The organism is Marinobacter alkaliphilus (assembly GCF_055394375.1).
This window is the reverse complement of sequence record NZ_AP043751.1, coordinates 718,331-733,650: the sequence shown is the minus strand read 5'-3', so window position 1 is coordinate 733,650 and position 15,320 is coordinate 718,331. Positions and strand designations below refer to the sequence as shown.

The window sequence follows — 15,320 nt, the reverse complement described above, 5'->3', positions numbered from 1 at the left end:
GAAAAAAAACGACGACGCCCATGGGCTGCCGTGAATGGCAGGCATGAGCAGACGCCGTCGTCTGAAAGATTGCTGTTTGGGCAGACAAATTCGATCTGCTGACCAGGACTCAGCAGGCACCGTGCCAGCTCTGGGTTTTTCGGGGAAAAGGCTTTTAATTCAGTAAGTAATAAAAGGGCAGCGGGCTGTGTGCCCGGGGCGGTGTTTGCTGGCCTGCACCGGCTCAGTGCGATCTGCGCTTCTGTGGTGCGGGTTCAGCGCAAGCTGAAGCGAACGGGCAGCGCGTAGGTAAACGTCTGGCCGCGCATGGAGTCCGGAACCTTGGGTAGGGGCGCTGCCTGGGCCAGCATCTGCATGGCTGAGTCATCAAGCAGTTGATGCCCGGAGCTGTCCCGCAGCGAATGGCTGACCAGCGTGCCGTCACGGGCAAATTCGAAGACGATCACCGGGGTACCTTCCTGCCCGAGGCGGCGGGCCCGCCGGGGGTATTCGTAATAACGGGCGAGGTGGCGGCTGAGCTTGCTCAGGTAGCTGTCGACCTCGCTGGAATTTCCTGCGTTCTGGAGGGGTATCGCATCCTGGCTGTTTTCGGCATCTGCTTCCTCCCCCGCTTCTTCTACAGCCGCTGAATCCGTGGGCGCTGGTGTGCTGGGCTCGCTGACTGGCTCAGGAACGGGCTCTGGCTTCGGAGCCGGTTCGGGCTCTGGTTCGGGCTCTGGTTCAGGTTCCGGTATCGGCTCTGGTTCCGGGGTGGGTTCAGGTTCGGTCACAGGTTCCTGTTCCGGCTCTGGCGATTGTCGGCCCGCAAGGCTGATCCGGATGGCCGGAGCGGTGTTGACAGCGCTGTCGCCCAGCACCGGAAGTTCCATGGGTTTGTCTGGTGCCATCAGCGCCAGTGTGGCTACCGTCGCCACAATGGCGGCGGTCAGAATCAGAGTTTTCGGGCCCCGGCCTGCGGCTGTCATGCCCCGGGCTCCGTCAGCAGTAGCACGTCGGTGTAACCGCCGGTTTCAAGAACACCCAACAGGTCTTCCAGGTCCGCCATGGTGAGGCTTTGGTCTGCGGCAATGCGCAAAGACGCGTGATCTTCAGGTTCGGGTAAACTTGCCAGCAGTCGGTCCCGGCTGACCGTTTCTCCACCCACTGTCCAGCTGCCATCGGCCTTGACCATCAGATCTGCCTCTGGAGCACGTTCTTCTTCCAGCTGGGAGCTTCCCGGCAGTTCCGGCAATGGGTCTTCAGTGAGCTGGCCAGCAACAACAAAGAACATCAACAACAGGAACACCAGATTGATCAGCGGCAACAACGCATCTTCAACACGTTCGAGCAGTCCTTTTCCGGAGGTGGCGGGGGGTGGAACCAGTTCGGTCATGACTCGGGTGTGCCGCTACGTTTCCAGTGGGGGGTGATGCCGGCGTTATCCAGCGCGCTCAGCGTGTGGGTAAAGCTGGCCAGGCTGGCCTCTGGAGCCGTCTCGAGGTTCGCTTCGGAAACGCCGGCGGCGGTCAGGGCCGGCATCAGCTCCTGCAGGCTGTAGCGGGTGTCCCGCCAAAGGATGCGGCCATCTGCCTCTACCCGGAGTTCCGGGTGGGGGTCGCCTGCGGTGGTGCTGCGCTGGCTGGTGTCGTTGCTTAGTTCCAGGTAATCCACAGGTAACAGCCGGGTGGTGAGCATGAAAAACACCAGCAGGATAAACACCACGTCAATCAGTGGTGTCATCCGGATCGGTATGGGCCTGCTTGGTCGGGGCTCAACCAGCTGCATGGGCAAAACGCGGGTTGTCTGCGTTGTCGTAGCTGTGGCTGGCTTGAGCGGTCTGCTCCGCAGCAACTGCGGATTGCTCGGTAACGGGCTGCGGCTCAGTGGCAGGCAGCACGTTGAACACGCTTACCAGGGTGCTGTTGATCACTTTGTGAATGCGTCGCAGGCGAAACTCCACCCAGGCCGCCAGTGCCGCAAATGGAATGGCAATGACCAGGCCTGCGGCAGTAGTGGTCAGCGCTTCGTAGATACCGCCACTGAGTTGGCTGGCATTGGCACGGCCATCGGTTGCGGCCATGGCGCTGAAGGCTTCCATCATGCCCATGACTGTACCCAGCAGGCCAAGCAATGGCGCCAGGGCTGCGATCACTTCAATGATCTTGAGCGGCGCTTCAAAGGGTTCCAGAGCGTGTTGGGCATCCCGCACGGCGGTCTCCCGAACTGCTGTGGTGTTTGCCGTGCCTTTGCAGGCCAACATGGTGTTAACCAACAAATGCATAAGTGGGTTACAACAACCCAAAAAGCCTGCCTGCTCTCGCACCTTTTCGGGCCGGGTATCTGCCGGGGAGGACTGCCACTGATGGATCAGGTGGTTCAGCCTGCGAGTGTATCGGGGAGCGTACAGGGCTCCAAACAGCATCAGATAAACGAAGGTGACGAAGCCGATAACGGCAATGGCGATGAGCACAATCATCACCGGTCCGCCCATGTCGATCAGCTGGGCAAGGGGGCCGTGCTGAGCCAGTGCGGCGGAGGCAGGGCTGATGGAATCCATACAGAATCGCTCGGAAAATTAAAGTTGATCTAAATAATAACGATTATCACCTGAATTACAAGCGGGGATCTGATAGGAAAAACCTGCCTTTGCTACACTTCAATAAAGCCCGGAGAATGCGAAGCGTCCGCTTTGGACGGTATGAGGTTAGTTATTTGATCAAGTTGTGGTTTTCGAGTCTGGCGAACCGGGCAGTTGCCCTGGTAGTGGCTTTTGTGTTGGTGACCGCGGTTGTGGTGGCCAGTGTTAGTTCTGCGCTGAGCCGGGCTGAACTGGAGCATCAGGCGCACCAGCAAGTGGAAGTGATTGTCGGAATGGTGGCAGGTGACCTCGACCAGAAACTTGCCCTGCGGCGTGATGTTCTCTCTCACGTTGCCACTGAAATCCTGGCCTCGGATGCCCTGCTACAGAATCGGGCGCGCGTGGTATTGCGCCAGCAGGCCTCGCTACTCCGGCTCTTTGATGCCCTGCTTATCATCGATGCCACTGGTGAGCTACTGGCCGCCAATCCCCGTGATGACCTGATCCCCGGCTTCAATGCCTCGGAACGGCCATACTTCAAAGCCGTTTCCAGCCAACTGGTACCCATCATCAGTGAGCCTTACTTGACTCACATTGATGGTGAGCCGGGTGTCATGATTGCTGCACCACTTTTTGATCACCGCAAACGATTTGCCGGCATGATTGGCGGGTTGATTCTGCTCAACGGTGACAATTTCATGCGGGATTTCTCCAGCATTCGGGTGGGGGATGCAGGCTATCTGCGCCTGATTACTCGCCGGGGTGTGGTACTGGCTGATGGCAGCGATGGTCGCGTAATGTCGCCAGTAGATGCCCGGCAGAGCTCTGTTGCACGTGCCATGGAGGGCTTTGAAGGTTCACTTCGCGATGCGTCTGCCGGGGAGAGCCCAACCATCAATGCCTATCGCCAAATGGTTCAGGTCCCCTGGTTTGTGGCGGCGGTTTGGCCCGAAGCGGATGCCTTCGCCTCGGTCAACCGAATGCGCGATTCGTTCAGTTGGACACTGCTATTGGTGCTGGTCTTACTGGTACCCCTGGCATTCTGGTTCTTCCACCGTTTGTTGCGGCCACTGCGCGATCTGAGCGTTCAGATCTATCAGCGCCATACCGGCGAACGCCAGATGCCGGTCTCGGAAATTGGGGGTCGGGAAATCCGGAATGTAGCCCGGGTTTTCAACATGGTCCGCCATGAGCGCGATGAGATTCTGCGATCATTGGCGGAACGAGAGGCGTTCTTCCGTTCTCTGACCCAGGATGCCCCCATTGGCATTGTCCACTCCAATATTCTCGGTCGGATTGAGTTCGTTAACCCGGCGCTGTTGAATATTCTCGGTGAGACGGCTGAGCAACTTGCACAACAGTACCTGATCTCGAGAGTGGCCGGTGAGGATCGCGTTACGGCTATGGTGGGTTGGCGCCGGGCTTTGACCCGACGAAGGTTTTATCGCGGACGCCTGCGATTGCTGACCACCCGTTCACCGGGGTATGTCTGGGTCGATACCATGACGTCGGTCGTTGATTTGCCGGACCAGGCTCTCGGTACCATTACGATTGTACGGGATGTCACTCAAGAAATGCGTTTCGAGAAGGCACTCCGGGAAGAGCAACAGAGGGCCGACTCGATACTGGATGTGTTGCAGGAAGGCGTTCTGATGGTTGATAAGGCGGGCCTTGTCCGTTACGCCAACGACGCGGCCGGCGAGTTTCTTGCGTTGGGCGATGATTGCATTGGCAAGAACTTCTTCGAGACGGTGACCTTTCGTTATGACAACCACAAGATGGAGCCGGAGGAATTTCAGGAAGGCGAGGAAATCGATAACCGGTACGTTACTCTGGAAAACTCGCAGAGCCAGGTCTACGACATTGATCTCACCATGTTGCACTTGCGCAGGGGTGAGCATGAGGAGCGCCTGGTATTTGTGCTGAGGGACGACAGCGAGCGGCGTCGGGAAGAAGAACGACTCTCCTGGGAGGCTACCCACGATGCGCTGACCCAACTGGTGAATCGCCGGGCTTTCACTGCCGCGCTGCTGAAAGCGCTGGCTGAGGCGCCACATCAGGCAACGCCCGCTGTTTTGATGATGATCGATCTTGATCATTTCAAACCGGTCAATGACCAGGGCGGCCACCTGGTGGGCGACGACCTGTTGAAACGCCTGGCGGATCTGTTCCAGAGCGCGGTTCGCCAATCGGATACCGTCGCACGATTGGGTGGTGATGAATTTGCGGTTCTGTTGCCCGGATGTGGTCTGGACCGGGCCGAAGCCCTGGCAGAAAACCTGCGCAGCCGGGTCGAGGCACTGAAAGTCCAGCACGATGGCCGTTCTTTCGGTGTCACTGTAAGCATTGGGCTCACACCGGTGTCTGCTGGCGACAGCGGCCCGAGGGAGGTCATGGCACGGGCGGATGAAGGGTGCTATATCGCCAAATCTCGGGGGCGCAATGCGGTGGTCTCAGTGCCCGCCCCGCCTGACGACACGGGACTTTAGGCCAACCAGCCGGCGGACTCCGCCGCTTGCCACAGCAGGCGCAGCGCCAGCAGTGTCAGTACCAGGTTGAAGGCGAGGCTGAACCACCGGTTGGTCATGGATTTCAAAACGTGCAGCCCCAGCCAGGTGCCGGTGAAGCCGCAGGCAATCATGGCGAGAATGAACAGCAGCCAGTCCGAGAACACGAATCCGGCAACCCCGAAGACCAGCGCTTTGGGCGCATGTTGCAAGGTCATGGCAGCGGCGAAGGTGGCCACGGTTTTAAAGCGATCCCGGTGAATCTGCTTGATAAAGGCGGCGACCAGGGGGCCCGTGGCGCCCACGAACAGGCTGACAAAACTGGTGACGGCGGAAGCTAAAAAAATGCCAACGGGCCCGAACGACGCTTTTGGCAGTTTCGGCCCCCAACACAGATACAGCACGAACAGAGCGATGGATAGCTGCCAGAGGTGCGCGGGTAAATCAACCAACAGCCAGGCGCCAAGCGCCGCCCCTGCGATTACGCCGGGCGTGAAGGCAGCAATAACCTTCCAGTCGATGTGGTGCCGGGTCAGCACTGCCCGGCCGGTATTGGAGCCAAGCTGAATCATGCCATGCACCGGAATAATCGCCGCCGGTGGCATCCAGGATGCCATCAACACCAGCAGCAGAACGCCACCACCGGCACCGAGCACAGCGGTCAGCATTGAGGTTATCGCCGAGGCTAATAGCAGAAAAAGAGCGACGCCCGGGCTAATGGCCTCTGGAAACAGGGTCAGGTCCATGGAACTCACTTTGGGATTGGCGTAAGCTCCTGAGTTTCCGGTTTATGCCCCGAAAGTCCAGTGGGGGCGGGTAAATAACAACAAACAGGGTGGCCCATGAACCAGTCCGAATATCTGAGATACGACGCAACAGCGCTGGCTGATCTGATCCGTCGGGGTGATGTGACGCCCCGAGAAGTAACCGATGCGGCGGTGGAGCGAGCCAATCATGTCAATGGGGCCTTGAACGCCATTTGCCACCCCCAGTACTCGGATGCCATGGGGCAGTCGCCGGTGTCTGATGGGCCGTTTTCTGGTGTACCCCTGCTGCTGAAAGACCTGGCCCAGGAACAGGCCGGGCAACCTTGCACCTACGGCAGCCGGGCCATGCGAAAGAATATTCCGAGCCGGGACTCACAGTTCGTACAACGTGCCCGTAAGGCCGGCTTGGTGTTTATCGGTCGCACGGCAACGCCGGAGTTCGGCCTCAAGGCCGTCACCGAGTCTGCTCTTTGGGGCCCGAGCCGCAACCCCTGGAACACGGAACTGACGCCCGGGGGCTCCAGTGGTGGCTCCGGTGCCGCGGTAGCCGCCGGTGTTGTTCCCATGGCCGGAGCCAACGATGGCGGTGGGTCCATCCGCATTCCGGCAGCTTACAACGGGCTGTTTGGACTAAAGCCATCCCGCGGCCGGATCTCTGTAGGGCCCCACGCCGGAGAGGCCTGGACCGGCGCTTCGACCGACCACGTGGTGTCCCGCACGGTGAGAGACAGCGCCAGCATGCTGGATGTGTTGGCCGGTGCAGCCAGTGGCGACCCCTTCCGCATTCCGGAACCGGAGGGTTCCTGGCTGGACCTGATGCAGCAATCGCCGGGGCGGCTGAGGATTGGTGTGTTTACCTCGTCGCCTTACGACACCGAGGTAGCGCCGGAGTGTGTGGCCGCCGTCGAAGAAACCGCCCGTATGCTGGAAGGCCTTGGGCATCATGTCGAGTATGCCCGGCCGGAATTTGACGGCATGGCCTTGGCACGGTGCTACCTGGCCCTTTACTTCGGTGAAGTGTCCTCAATGATGGACAGGGCCCGGGAGCAGTTCGGTGCCGAGGACAAGGATTTTGAGCTGGAGACCCGGTTACTGGGTATGTTGGGGGGTACAATGCCGTTGCCGGATTATGTTCGTCGTCGCCAGCAGTGGAACGATTTCTCCCGTGCCTTGGGCGCATTCTTCGAGCGTTTTGACCTGTACCTGTCCCCGACCACCGGCCAGTTGCCGGCCAGGATCGGTGAAATGGATACGCCGGCCCACCTCAAACTGATCGCCAGGCTGATGCTAACCCTGAAAGCGGGCAAACTGGTCCATCGTAGCGGCCAGGTGGACCAGATGGCGCTGGAAAGCCTGGCCCGAACGCCCTTTACCCAGCTTGCGAACCTGACCGGCACGCCGGCGATGTCGGTACCCATGCACTGGACCCGCGATGGTTTGCCGGTAGGCGTCCAGTTCGGCGCCGCCCATGGCCGCGAGGATCGACTGTTGCAGCTGGCCGCCCAGCTTGAGGAAGCAAACCCCTGGTTCGCCAATTACGAACGCCTGGAAAACGCATTCTGACGCGGTGACACAAACTCCCGTGCGAGGTTGTGATCCGCGCCGGCAAACTCCACGTTTATCTTTACTGGTGGAACAGGCTATGCTGTAACACAGGGATCTGATTCCCTGACTACCCTGATGGCATCGAGGAGGCGAGCATCTTATGAACCAATCGATGGCAATCGACGATCTGGTATCCGTAGCACAGGCCGAAGCCATGGGGGAACTGGACGCCCCGATGATGGCCATAGTTCTGTCCAGTGAGCAGAGCTACGACCTGCCCATCAACTCTCTGGAAACCGATGCCGACAAGGCCCGCTGGGGTCTGATTCTGCGGGCGGCCCGCGAACATGTGGAAGCCGACGCCGTAGCGGTACTCTACCCGGCCTGGACCACCATCCGTCGAAAACCGACCGATGCCGAAACATCCCAGGCCCAGGCAGAGGATGAAGACAGTGCCGATGATGATAACGGTCCCATCGACACCCTGTTTGTTCAGCTGCACACCCGAGACAGAATCTATTGGCGGGGCTTTGAACAAATCCGCGATCCCAAACATCAGCGCATTATCGGCTTTCGCCGGATCAAAGCGCTGTCCACCGACTACGACAGAGACAGCGCGCCAAGTGTGGCTGCCTGGTTGAGCACCCTGTTCGAACCTTTGCCAGACGAAGGCGAGGAAACCGATATCGACCGCGAGCTGGCGGATTTGCTGGAAGAACCCGAGGTCAGCGCGGCGCTCTACCCGCGGCAGATGCGGGCGTTGCACTGATCCCGTGATAAAGGCCGGCCGGGCGCCACGGCCCCGGCCGGATAGGTTCTATATTTCGGCGATCCGTTCCACCACCCAATACAGGCTCAGGGCGCCGACTGCCACGAGCATGGCTGGCACGGCGGCCCGTTCGTAGAAACGCGAGCGGGCGGCGAGGTACAGCAATGGGAAAACCACCAGCACCAGCGCAACCTGCCCCAGTTCCACGCCAAGATTGAACCCGGCCAGCGCCACCGCCATTTGAGAGACGCCGGTGGTCAGATCGCCCAGCACACTGGCAAAACCAAACCCGTGAATAAGACCGAAGCCGAAGGCCAGCTTCCAGGTTTTCCGGCCCAGTATCGGCCAGATGACGTTCAGGGCGGCCAGCGCAACGGACAACGCAATAATGGTCTCTACCCAGGCAATGGGCGGGCGCACCACACCGAGTGCTGAAAGTCCAAGGGTAATGGAATGGGCCACAGTAAAAGCGGTGACGATGCCGACCAGTTCAAGCAGCCTCGGTCTCAGACCGGCGTGAACCGAAGTATGTCGGGTCCCAGTAGTTTCCCGTCGTCGAATCGTGGCTGGCAGCATCAACACCAGCAGGAAGAGAATGTGATCAAGCCCTATCAGCAAGTGAACGACGCCTTCATAGAGAAACGTGCCGAATAAGCGACCACTACCGAAGCTGGTTGCTGCTAAGGCCAGCGTCGGGTCATCGGGGCCAATAACGGCAAGCGTCTGCTGGCCTTCGTAGGTCAGGCTGACAAGCCCTCTGTGCAGGGGGTCGCGATCAAACAGCAGTGTATAGGTAATGGATTCCGCCACTTGTCCGTTGGGGCACGAGACCTGATACAAAGCCGCCGCGTAAGGGCCATCGCTGTGGGTGGATAGCCCCCACTGCTCACCCTGCAGGGCGCAGCTGCCGCTGTGATTGGCCAGTAGCAGACCCTCCTCCAGGTAACGGGTAATCTCTCCTCGGGCTGCTCTCAGCTCGGCACCACTGACCCTCCGGTCGGCATTGCGGTCGAGGGGCACCTCCAGGGCAAGGTCCCTGAGGGCGAGGTCCACCCGGACGGTCGACTGGTCAAGGTCAAGGTAGATAAAGGCATCGCTGGCCTTGTGGGCCCAGGCCGGCGATGAGCTTGCTGCCAGCATCGCAACGAACAGTAACCCAGGAAGAAGGAATCGGTTCATGAGTCGGTCTCCGGGAAGCGGCTGTCGGTTTGCCGGTGTTGGTTCAGCCAGTTGCGAACCGTATTGGCGGGTTCGTCTTCGCCGGCCGCAACGCTGGCGCGTAATACCAGCCTGGTGTCTTCCGGCTCCCGTTGATCTTGCCAGTTGGCCAAGGCATGGCTAAGCGCTTGCTGTGGTTGGCCTTCCACATCCAGTTGGAACCGTGCGAGATCTCGTTCATGCAGAAGGCTCCCCCGCCAGCGAGCTTCGGAAAACCGCTCTTTCAGGCGAGTGATCATGGCGTTGGCTTGGTGATGATTGGTTTGCAGCATGGCAATCGCCTGGATAACTGCCAGGGAGTCCACGTGCTCATAGCCTTCTGTCAAAGGCAGGGCGTTCTCTGGTTGGTTGTTGTCCAGAAACCAGTCGGCCAGCCGGGCGCGGGTGTACAGATCGTCTGGCTGCTGGCTGAGAATGAACCGCCAGTGGTCGCGGGCACGGGCATCGCCGAGCTGGGCTGCGAGGTCGGCAAGCGTCCCCTCCGCCCAGAGTCTTGCCGAGCTGTTGTGCCGCTGTTCTGCGCGGGTACGATCAAGAAGCTGTTGATATGCCGCTTGTGGTTGCCCGGTTCGGCCCTGAACTTGTGCCTGACAACTGTGGGCAACCAGCCCCGGCGAGGATTCAATCAAAGCCTGACATTGTACGGCCGCCTGTTCATAGCGGCCCTGCACCAACTCTAGGTTTGCCAGCGTCAGTTGGGCCTGTCGCTTCTGAGTTGGGTCATTGGCGGTGTTAATGACGGTTTGCAGGTCGGCCCGTGCATCGTCAAATTGATGCAGGCTTTGCCGAACCGTGGCTCGAAGAACTCTCAGTCGGTCGGTCAGTCGGTCCTCGGGCCATTGGCCGAGCAAGCCGCTGGCATAACCCAGGTATCTTGGATCGCCATCCCGTCTGGCCTGGAGGATCTGCTGCTGTATGGTGTCTGCCAGTTCCGCTGCGTTGTCGGGCAGCGGGGCTCGGGTCAGCGCTGGTTGTGGCAATGTGACGAGAATGTCGGCGTCATTAAAGTCGGTTCTGATGTCGGCAGGTGCTGCCCAGGCGGCGGAGCCAAAGACGGCCATCCCTGTCAGGATGACCGAAAAGGCTCCGCCCTTCAGGGCAGGAGCAAGAGCTACCAGCGCGCCTTTCCCGGCACGCTGGTAGCGGAGCAAGCCGCGATCAGAACAGGTTGTCAAACGCCTGTTCGTTGTCTTGATCATTGAAGCTGAACTCCAGGTTATTGATATTGACCGGTTCTCGATCATCCGCGGTGCGCTGTATCTCGTTCTGGACAAATGTGGTGAAGTCCACCGAGATTTTCAGGCCCTGGCCCCGGTTATTGGAGCTGTCTGAACAGCCAGCAAGTGCCAGAGCAAACACCAACAACGCCGCGATCTTGAGCATGGGTTTCATGGAAACCTCCTTTTGTCGCTTCAGTTACGCTGTGGATTCGGGGAGCCAGAGAACGGATGGCCCAGGTACGGGAAGCCGCTCAGCAGAAGATCCCGATCAACCACTGCTCCGTCGGTGTATTCGATCTGACCAGCAGGTGCCGATTCCTCATCGAGCAGGACGCCCATCACCACGCGCAAGGCAATGTCCACCACATCATCCACAGGCCGGCGGCCATTCGGGAAGCCGGTAACGTCTCCGGCGATGACGCCCAGATCATCCTGCATGGTGACGTCGCTGCTGGCGGCCTCAATGCTGGTGTTCAGCCGAAGCATTTCACCCAGGGTTGGCGTGCCGCCGGGGCGTGTCAGGTCTGGTACACCATTGAGGAAGGCCCAAACCAGATCGGTGCGTGGATAGGCGTCGGGCGCCTGCACACCGAACAGGCTCTCGATCAGCACTGGTAAGGTGGGAGTCAGTACATAGGGTGCGAAGTTAGACGCATCGTCTTTCGGCTCGCTGGCATTGAAGAGATCCTTATCCCGAAGGCCAATCACGACTTCATTGACCAGCGGGGAACCGAGGCGCGACACCTGGGTGAATGCGCCACCTTCAACGGTCGCACCCTTGCCTGCATCACCTTCTTCGAAGGCCACAGGTCGCGGATTGATCACTCGTGCCTGGCGAACGCTGGCTGTAGTCCAGGCACCGATGACCGGATCATTGGCCGAGGCAACACACTCGATCGGCACCTCAAGAGCAAGCGACGTCACGTTCTTGCCTTCCAGAATATTCAGACCAAGATCCCGGCCGTTGGCGCCGGTGACATCTGCGGCAGACAGGTTGATCAGATCGAAGACTTCGCCGAGGTTGACGGCAAAGGCTTCGGCCCGCTGGCCGGCAAACACCCGTCCGGTACCGCAGCCCGGGATATTGGCGGTGTATACGTGGCTCTGGGCATAGGCAGGATAGTCTGCAATGGTTTTACTGCCGATGTTATCCAGTGGCTTGCTGAAGGTAGGGCTGCCGCCATCACCGGTGACGGGCTGCGAAACGCCAGTGCGTCGATCACCTCGAATGACATCCACGGTGTAGGTCTGCCGAACCTGAATAGCGCCGTTCATGGCGTCATCCATGGCGCCGGGACCAACCGGTGCGCCAGTTTTCAGAGGGATGGAGACCATTTCTCCGTTCACATCGATTTTCAGATCCTGCTTCACATCCTGGAATGAGAAACGGAAGGTGATGTCTTCCTGCGCGTTCCCGGTGTTGTCGATGTGAATCTCGTAGATGGCGTCTTCATCAAGATCGAAGTAGTTGGGCCCGCCATACGCATCCTGCAGCGGCAGATAGTTCGCGATCAGGGTCACAAAGCCCTCCCGGCCGGCTTCATAACTGCGGAACATATAGAAATCGGTTCCATCCACTTTCGGCATTTCGGTAATAAATGGGGCTTCTCTGTGGCTGGACGCGTGTCCGGATCCGGCGGCCAGGCACAAGCCGGCAACCGCAACTGCGAGGCCGGATCGTTTTATTAATGTGTTCATTCCGTGCTTCCTCATCGATGGTTGGTATTGCCAAGGGATAACGGGTGCCACCGGTGAAAAGATGCACTCCGAAGCGAAAAAAATGTGCGATTTTCAACGAGCGGTCTTGCAACTTTCGCGGCGCCCGCCCCGTAACTGTTCAGGAGCATTGGATGACACGGGGCAGAACATGACGGTTGATGAGTCAGAACAAAAAGAATTGTTGAACCTGTTGTTGGCAGTGGCACAGCATGATCGGGAGGCTTTTCGACAGCTGTACCAGCGAGTCTCGGCTCGCATGTTCGGGCTGTGTTACAAGCTCTCAGGCCAACAGGATCTCGCGGAAGAAGCGTTGCAGGATGCCTTTGTTCAGATCTGGCACAACGCGGGCGAGTATCACGGCGATAGAGGCGCACCCCTGGGCTGGATGTTGACCATTGCCAGATACCGAACTCTTGATCTCATCCGGGCACGCCGACCTCTGAGAAGTGCTGGTGACGACATGCTGAAACATCTGGAAGACGGACGCCGGGGGCCACTGGAGACCCGGCTACAGCAAGCTGGAGCAACAGCGCTGACAGGGTGCCTGGAAGAGTTGAGCGATACCCAGCGAGACACCATTTTGCTGTCCTACTACCGGGGCCTGACCCACGATGAGCTGGCTCAGGCCATGAGTTCGCCTGTCGGCACTGTGAAGAGCTGGATAAGACGCGGCCTGATGGCGCTGAAGAGGTGCCTGGAACGATGAAAAAAACGCCGGAACGTGTTGAAAGTCTCGCCGCAGAGTATGTGTTGGGTTCGCTAACCGGGCGGGCGAGGCAGCGCTTTGAGCGCTGGATGATGCAATCGGTGCAGGTTCGGCAGGAGGTCTGGTTCTGGGAAGAGCGGCTTGGCCAACTGACCCGGGCGGTGCCTTCGGTCAGTCCAGCTGCTTCGGTTTGGGCGAACATAGAACGGCGGCTTTGGCCCACTGCCGGCGAAACTCCCCAGGCACGCCCGCGCATGCGTTGGCTCTGGCCGAGCTGGAGCTTGCTGGCAAGCGCGGCTGCCTTGGTTCTGGCAGTGATTGTGGTTTCTCCTCACCAGACGGGCACAGGCCGTGATGTCCAGTTAACCGGCGCAGTGGTACAGGCTGACGTGAGCGATCCGCTATGGCTGGTCAGCGAAGCGGGAAGTAACCGATTGAGGCTGAGACCCGTGGCCGCCGTCGACGCAGAACAGGGCAGGGATTACGAGTTATGGGTAGTGCCGGGTGACGGTAGCCCCTTGTCGTTGGGCGTTATGGCCGTGGGAGGAGTATACGAGGTGACGCTGTCTGAGGATGCCCGCAGGCTGCTGGCCAGCAGCCGCACGCTGGCCATCAGCCTGGAGCCGAGAGGCGGCTCTCCCACGGGCGTACCGACCGGCCCGGTCCTGCATATCACCCGGCTTTACGAGATGTGAAACAGGGTCGAGCCGCCTCTCGGCTGATCAGTGGTTGGTGGTTAGCAGCGTGAGGCACAATTGTGCGTTCTGGATAAAGTGGGCAAAGGCTGCCAGCTGCTGCTCCGACGGCACATAGCCCGCCGCCGCATTATCGGCATAGAACAGGCCCACCAGTCGGCCCTTGGCGGTAAGCGAGCCTACCAGGGCCGGCACCTTGCCCAGCCAGCGGTCATAGGGAACACCGCCCGCCTGTTTGCCGGGTTTGTAGATGGCACAAGTGCCATGGGGTAAAAGCTCTCCCAGTGGCCCGGTGCCATCCTTGTGGATAATCAGGTGTTCTCGCCACTCTTCGGTACCACGGCCGCCTACCTTTTTGGGGATCAGATCTTGACCGGTGCGGTCACTCATCAGCAGGGCTACCCGTTGCATTCCAATGGCCCGGTGAATGCCTTCGATCACCAGCTGGCACACTTCGTTGATATCGGGTTTTTCTGCCAGTGTATGGGTCAGATCCCGAAGGATCTGCAACTGCAGGGCGGGGTCCATAACCGGGGCTTCGGCGCCGTGTCCGGCGGCGCTCTCCTGATTGCCGGGCAGCAACGCCGTGACCTGCGGAATGCCCAGAGACACGGCTACTTTGGTGGCTTCCTGGGCGTTGACCTTCAGTTGGTCCCGGATGGCGGCGGGGCTTTCTCCAACATCTGCCGACAAACGTTCCAGCACCTTGTCCATCTCTGGCCCGCTCCAGCCATGCTCGGACACCGTGGCCATTTCCACGGTGTTGCGCACCAGGCTGCTGGCCATGGAGTTGGCCTTGCCGGGCGCCACCACTTCACGGATAAACGGACCTAAAGACCAGGCTTCCACCAGGCCCCGGGTGATCTCGGTAAAGGTGGTGTGCAGCACGGCCTTCTGTGCCTCCACAGGCGGTTCGTCCAACCGCAGGCGCTCTTCCAGCTCGGTCGCCTGATCGGTTTCGCAGGACCAGAATGCCAGCTCACCGATGTTCATCAGCAAGGCCCCGATAAACACTTCCTCGAGCGCATGTTCGGTGCGTTTGGGCATCAGGCACCGGGCCTGAACGGCTGCGTGAATAGCGCGGGCAAGGCAACGCAACAGGTGTGGCCGGTCGTTGCGTTTGAGCAGAGTGTCGACAATCAGCGATGAAATCGCCATGGATTTCACGGCATCGAAACCGATCAACGTGATGGCACGGCTGACCGTGCTCACTTGGGTGCGGGTCTGGTTGTAGAACACCGTGTTGGAAAGCCGAAGCACCTGGGACGTCAACTGGGCATCATTCAGAATCACATTCGCCAGTTCGTTCACTGTGCTGTTGCGGCTGTCGGTCAGTTCGTTGATCTGCCGGAGGGTGTTGGCCAATACCGGCAGCTCTACCTTGCTGAGGTAGGAAACCCATGCCTGGGTGGAATTCATCCTTGAGGGCGTATTCTCGGACGGTGTAGTCACAGTTACGGCGCGCCTCGGATAGGTGGAGGTTTATTAATGTTCTTTTCAAATAGCAGTTTAGCTGAGGGCAGGCGGGTGTGTCAGGTAGCTTTTTGTGTAAGGGCAACTACACACCGCCTGGATTCGGGTTTGGTCATCGAATAGGCTATAATCGCCGGTTTTCGG

General features: G+C 59.5%; 15 protein-coding genes. 5 read left to right on the top strand and 10 right to left on the bottom strand.

Features of this window, described 5'->3' with window-relative positions:
- Window positions 1–254: 254 nt before the first annotated feature.
- The 4 genes from ACZ5Q2_RS03375 to ACZ5Q2_RS03360 are packed head-to-tail and all read right to left on the bottom strand — an operon-like array spanning window position 255 to window position 2,536.
- Entirely contained in the window at window positions 255–965 is a 711-nt protein-coding gene (locus ACZ5Q2_RS03375) for an energy transducer TonB (RefSeq protein ID WP_061331252.1), read from the bottom strand.
- Window positions 962–1,372, bottom strand: coding sequence for an ExbD/TolR family protein (locus tag ACZ5Q2_RS03370; RefSeq protein WP_061331251.1), 411 nt, complete (start codon window positions 1,370–1,372; stop codon window positions 962–964). The genes ACZ5Q2_RS03375 and ACZ5Q2_RS03370 overlap by 4 nt, the downstream gene beginning before the upstream one ends.
- Window positions 1,369–1,719 (bottom strand): ExbD/TolR family protein, encoded by a 351-nt coding sequence (locus ACZ5Q2_RS03365; RefSeq protein ID WP_227510089.1) that lies wholly within the window; start codon window positions 1,717–1,719, stop codon window positions 1,369–1,371. The genes ACZ5Q2_RS03370 and ACZ5Q2_RS03365 overlap by 4 nt, the downstream gene beginning before the upstream one ends.
- A gap of 31 nt (window positions 1,720–1,750) precedes the next feature.
- Window positions 1,751–2,536 carry a MotA/TolQ/ExbB proton channel family protein gene (locus ACZ5Q2_RS03360; protein ID WP_061331249.1) on the bottom strand — a complete coding sequence of 262 codons (786 nt, stop codon included), beginning with the start codon at window positions 2,534–2,536 and terminating at the stop codon, window positions 1,751–1,753.
- A gap of 155 nt (window positions 2,537–2,691) precedes the next feature.
- On the opposite strand from ACZ5Q2_RS03360, the gene ACZ5Q2_RS03355 reads away from it, so the two are divergent.
- Window positions 2,692–5,046 (top strand): diguanylate cyclase domain-containing protein, encoded by a 2,355-nt coding sequence (locus tag ACZ5Q2_RS03355; RefSeq protein ID WP_227510088.1) that lies wholly within the window; start codon window positions 2,692–2,694, stop codon window positions 5,044–5,046.
- Here ACZ5Q2_RS03355 and ACZ5Q2_RS03350 read toward each other — a convergent pair.
- The gene (locus ACZ5Q2_RS03350; protein WP_061331247.1) at window positions 5,043–5,810 is read right to left on the bottom strand and encodes a sulfite exporter TauE/SafE family protein; all 768 of its coding nucleotides are present in this window, start codon (window positions 5,808–5,810) and stop codon (window positions 5,043–5,045) included. The two genes, ACZ5Q2_RS03355 and ACZ5Q2_RS03350, sit on opposite strands and share 4 nt — an antisense overlap.
- A 96-nt stretch (window positions 5,811–5,906) precedes the next feature.
- On the opposite strand from ACZ5Q2_RS03350, the gene ACZ5Q2_RS03345 reads away from it, so the two are divergent.
- Entirely contained in the window at window positions 5,907–7,394 is a 1,488-nt protein-coding gene (locus ACZ5Q2_RS03345; RefSeq protein WP_061331246.1) for an amidase, read from the top strand.
- A 142-nt stretch (window positions 7,395–7,536) separates the two neighbouring features.
- The gene (locus ACZ5Q2_RS03340; RefSeq protein ID WP_058092818.1) at window positions 7,537–8,145 is read left to right on the top strand and encodes a hypothetical protein; all 609 of its coding nucleotides are present in this window, start codon (window positions 7,537–7,539) and stop codon (window positions 8,143–8,145) included.
- A gap of 48 nt (window positions 8,146–8,193) precedes the next feature.
- Here ACZ5Q2_RS03340 and ACZ5Q2_RS03335 read toward each other — a convergent pair whose 3' ends face one another.
- Genes ACZ5Q2_RS03335 through ACZ5Q2_RS03320 form a run of 4 tightly spaced genes read right to left on the bottom strand, consistent with a single transcriptional unit; the run spans window position 8,194 to window position 12,281 of the window.
- Window positions 8,194–9,324, bottom strand: a complete 1,131-nt coding sequence (locus ACZ5Q2_RS03335; protein ID WP_082780512.1) for a HupE/UreJ family protein — start codon at window positions 9,322–9,324, stop codon at window positions 8,194–8,196.
- Window positions 9,321–10,562 carry a tetratricopeptide repeat protein gene (locus ACZ5Q2_RS03330; protein ID WP_227510087.1) on the bottom strand — a complete coding sequence of 414 codons (1,242 nt, stop codon included), beginning with the start codon at window positions 10,560–10,562 and terminating at the stop codon, window positions 9,321–9,323. Before ACZ5Q2_RS03330 ends, ACZ5Q2_RS03335 begins: the two co-directional genes overlap by 4 nt.
- The gene (locus tag ACZ5Q2_RS03325) at window positions 10,522–10,755 is read right to left on the bottom strand and encodes a hypothetical protein (RefSeq protein WP_061331245.1); all 234 of its coding nucleotides are present in this window, start codon (window positions 10,753–10,755) and stop codon (window positions 10,522–10,524) included. The genes ACZ5Q2_RS03330 and ACZ5Q2_RS03325 overlap by 41 nt, the downstream gene beginning before the upstream one ends.
- Before the next feature lie 20 nt (window positions 10,756–10,775).
- Window positions 10,776–12,281, bottom strand: a complete 1,506-nt coding sequence (locus ACZ5Q2_RS03320; RefSeq protein WP_061331244.1) for a DUF4331 domain-containing protein — start codon at window positions 12,279–12,281, stop codon at window positions 10,776–10,778.
- Between the two features lie 169 nt (window positions 12,282–12,450).
- On the opposite strand from ACZ5Q2_RS03320, the gene ACZ5Q2_RS03315 reads away from it, so the two are divergent.
- Both ACZ5Q2_RS03315 and ACZ5Q2_RS03310 read left to right on the top strand, forming a co-directional pair.
- Complete coding sequence (locus ACZ5Q2_RS03315) at window positions 12,451–13,008, top strand: sigma-70 family RNA polymerase sigma factor (protein WP_061331243.1); 558 nt, start codon at window positions 12,451–12,453, stop codon at window positions 13,006–13,008.
- Entirely contained in the window at window positions 13,005–13,703 is a 699-nt protein-coding gene (locus ACZ5Q2_RS03310) for an anti-sigma factor (RefSeq protein WP_061331242.1), read from the top strand. Before ACZ5Q2_RS03315 ends, ACZ5Q2_RS03310 begins: the two co-directional genes overlap by 4 nt.
- Before the next feature lie 27 nt (window positions 13,704–13,730).
- Here ACZ5Q2_RS03310 and ACZ5Q2_RS03305 read toward each other — a convergent pair whose 3' ends face one another.
- Complete coding sequence (locus ACZ5Q2_RS03305; protein WP_156471723.1) at window positions 13,731–15,122, bottom strand: HDOD domain-containing protein; 1,392 nt, start codon at window positions 15,120–15,122, stop codon at window positions 13,731–13,733.
- Between the last annotated feature and the right edge of the window lie 198 nt (window positions 15,123–15,320).

Excerpts from the sequence above, each read along its gene's own strand:
- ACZ5Q2_RS03375 (WP_061331252.1), bottom strand. The coding sequence starts at position 965 with ATGACAGCCGCAGGCCGGGGCCCGAAAACTCTGATTCTGACCGCCGCC.
- ACZ5Q2_RS03370 (WP_061331251.1), bottom strand. The coding sequence starts at position 1,372 with ATGACCGAACTGGTTCCACCCCCCGCCACCTCCGGAAAAGGACTGCTC.
- ACZ5Q2_RS03365 (WP_227510089.1), bottom strand. The coding sequence starts at position 1,719 with ATGACACCACTGATTGACGTGGTGTTTATCCTGCTGGTGTTTTTCATG.
- ACZ5Q2_RS03360 (WP_061331249.1), bottom strand. The coding sequence starts at position 2,536 with ATGGATTCCATCAGCCCTGCCTCCGCCGCACTGGCTCAGCACGGCCCC.
- ACZ5Q2_RS03350 (WP_061331247.1), bottom strand. The coding sequence starts at position 5,810 with ATGGACCTGACCCTGTTTCCAGAGGCCATTAGCCCGGGCGTCGCTCTT.
- ACZ5Q2_RS03345 (WP_061331246.1), top strand. The coding sequence starts at position 5,907 with ATGAACCAGTCCGAATATCTGAGATACGACGCAACAGCGCTGGCTGAT.
- ACZ5Q2_RS03340 (WP_058092818.1), top strand. The coding sequence starts at position 7,537 with ATGAACCAATCGATGGCAATCGACGATCTGGTATCCGTAGCACAGGCC.
- ACZ5Q2_RS03335 (WP_082780512.1), bottom strand. The coding sequence starts at position 9,324 with ATGAACCGATTCCTTCTTCCTGGGTTACTGTTCGTTGCGATGCTGGCA.
- ACZ5Q2_RS03330 (WP_227510087.1), bottom strand. The coding sequence starts at position 10,562 with ATGATCAAGACAACGAACAGGCGTTTGACAACCTGTTCTGATCGCGGC.
- ACZ5Q2_RS03325 (WP_061331245.1), bottom strand. The coding sequence starts at position 10,755 with ATGAAACCCATGCTCAAGATCGCGGCGTTGTTGGTGTTTGCTCTGGCA.
- ACZ5Q2_RS03320 (WP_061331244.1), bottom strand. The coding sequence starts at position 12,281 with ATGAACACATTAATAAAACGATCCGGCCTCGCAGTTGCGGTTGCCGGC.
- ACZ5Q2_RS03315 (WP_061331243.1), top strand. The coding sequence starts at position 12,451 with ATGACGGTTGATGAGTCAGAACAAAAAGAATTGTTGAACCTGTTGTTG.
- ACZ5Q2_RS03310 (WP_061331242.1), top strand. The coding sequence starts at position 13,005 with ATGAAAAAAACGCCGGAACGTGTTGAAAGTCTCGCCGCAGAGTATGTG.
- ACZ5Q2_RS03305 (WP_156471723.1), bottom strand. The coding sequence starts at position 15,122 with ATGAATTCCACCCAGGCATGGGTTTCCTACCTCAGCAAGGTAGAGCTG.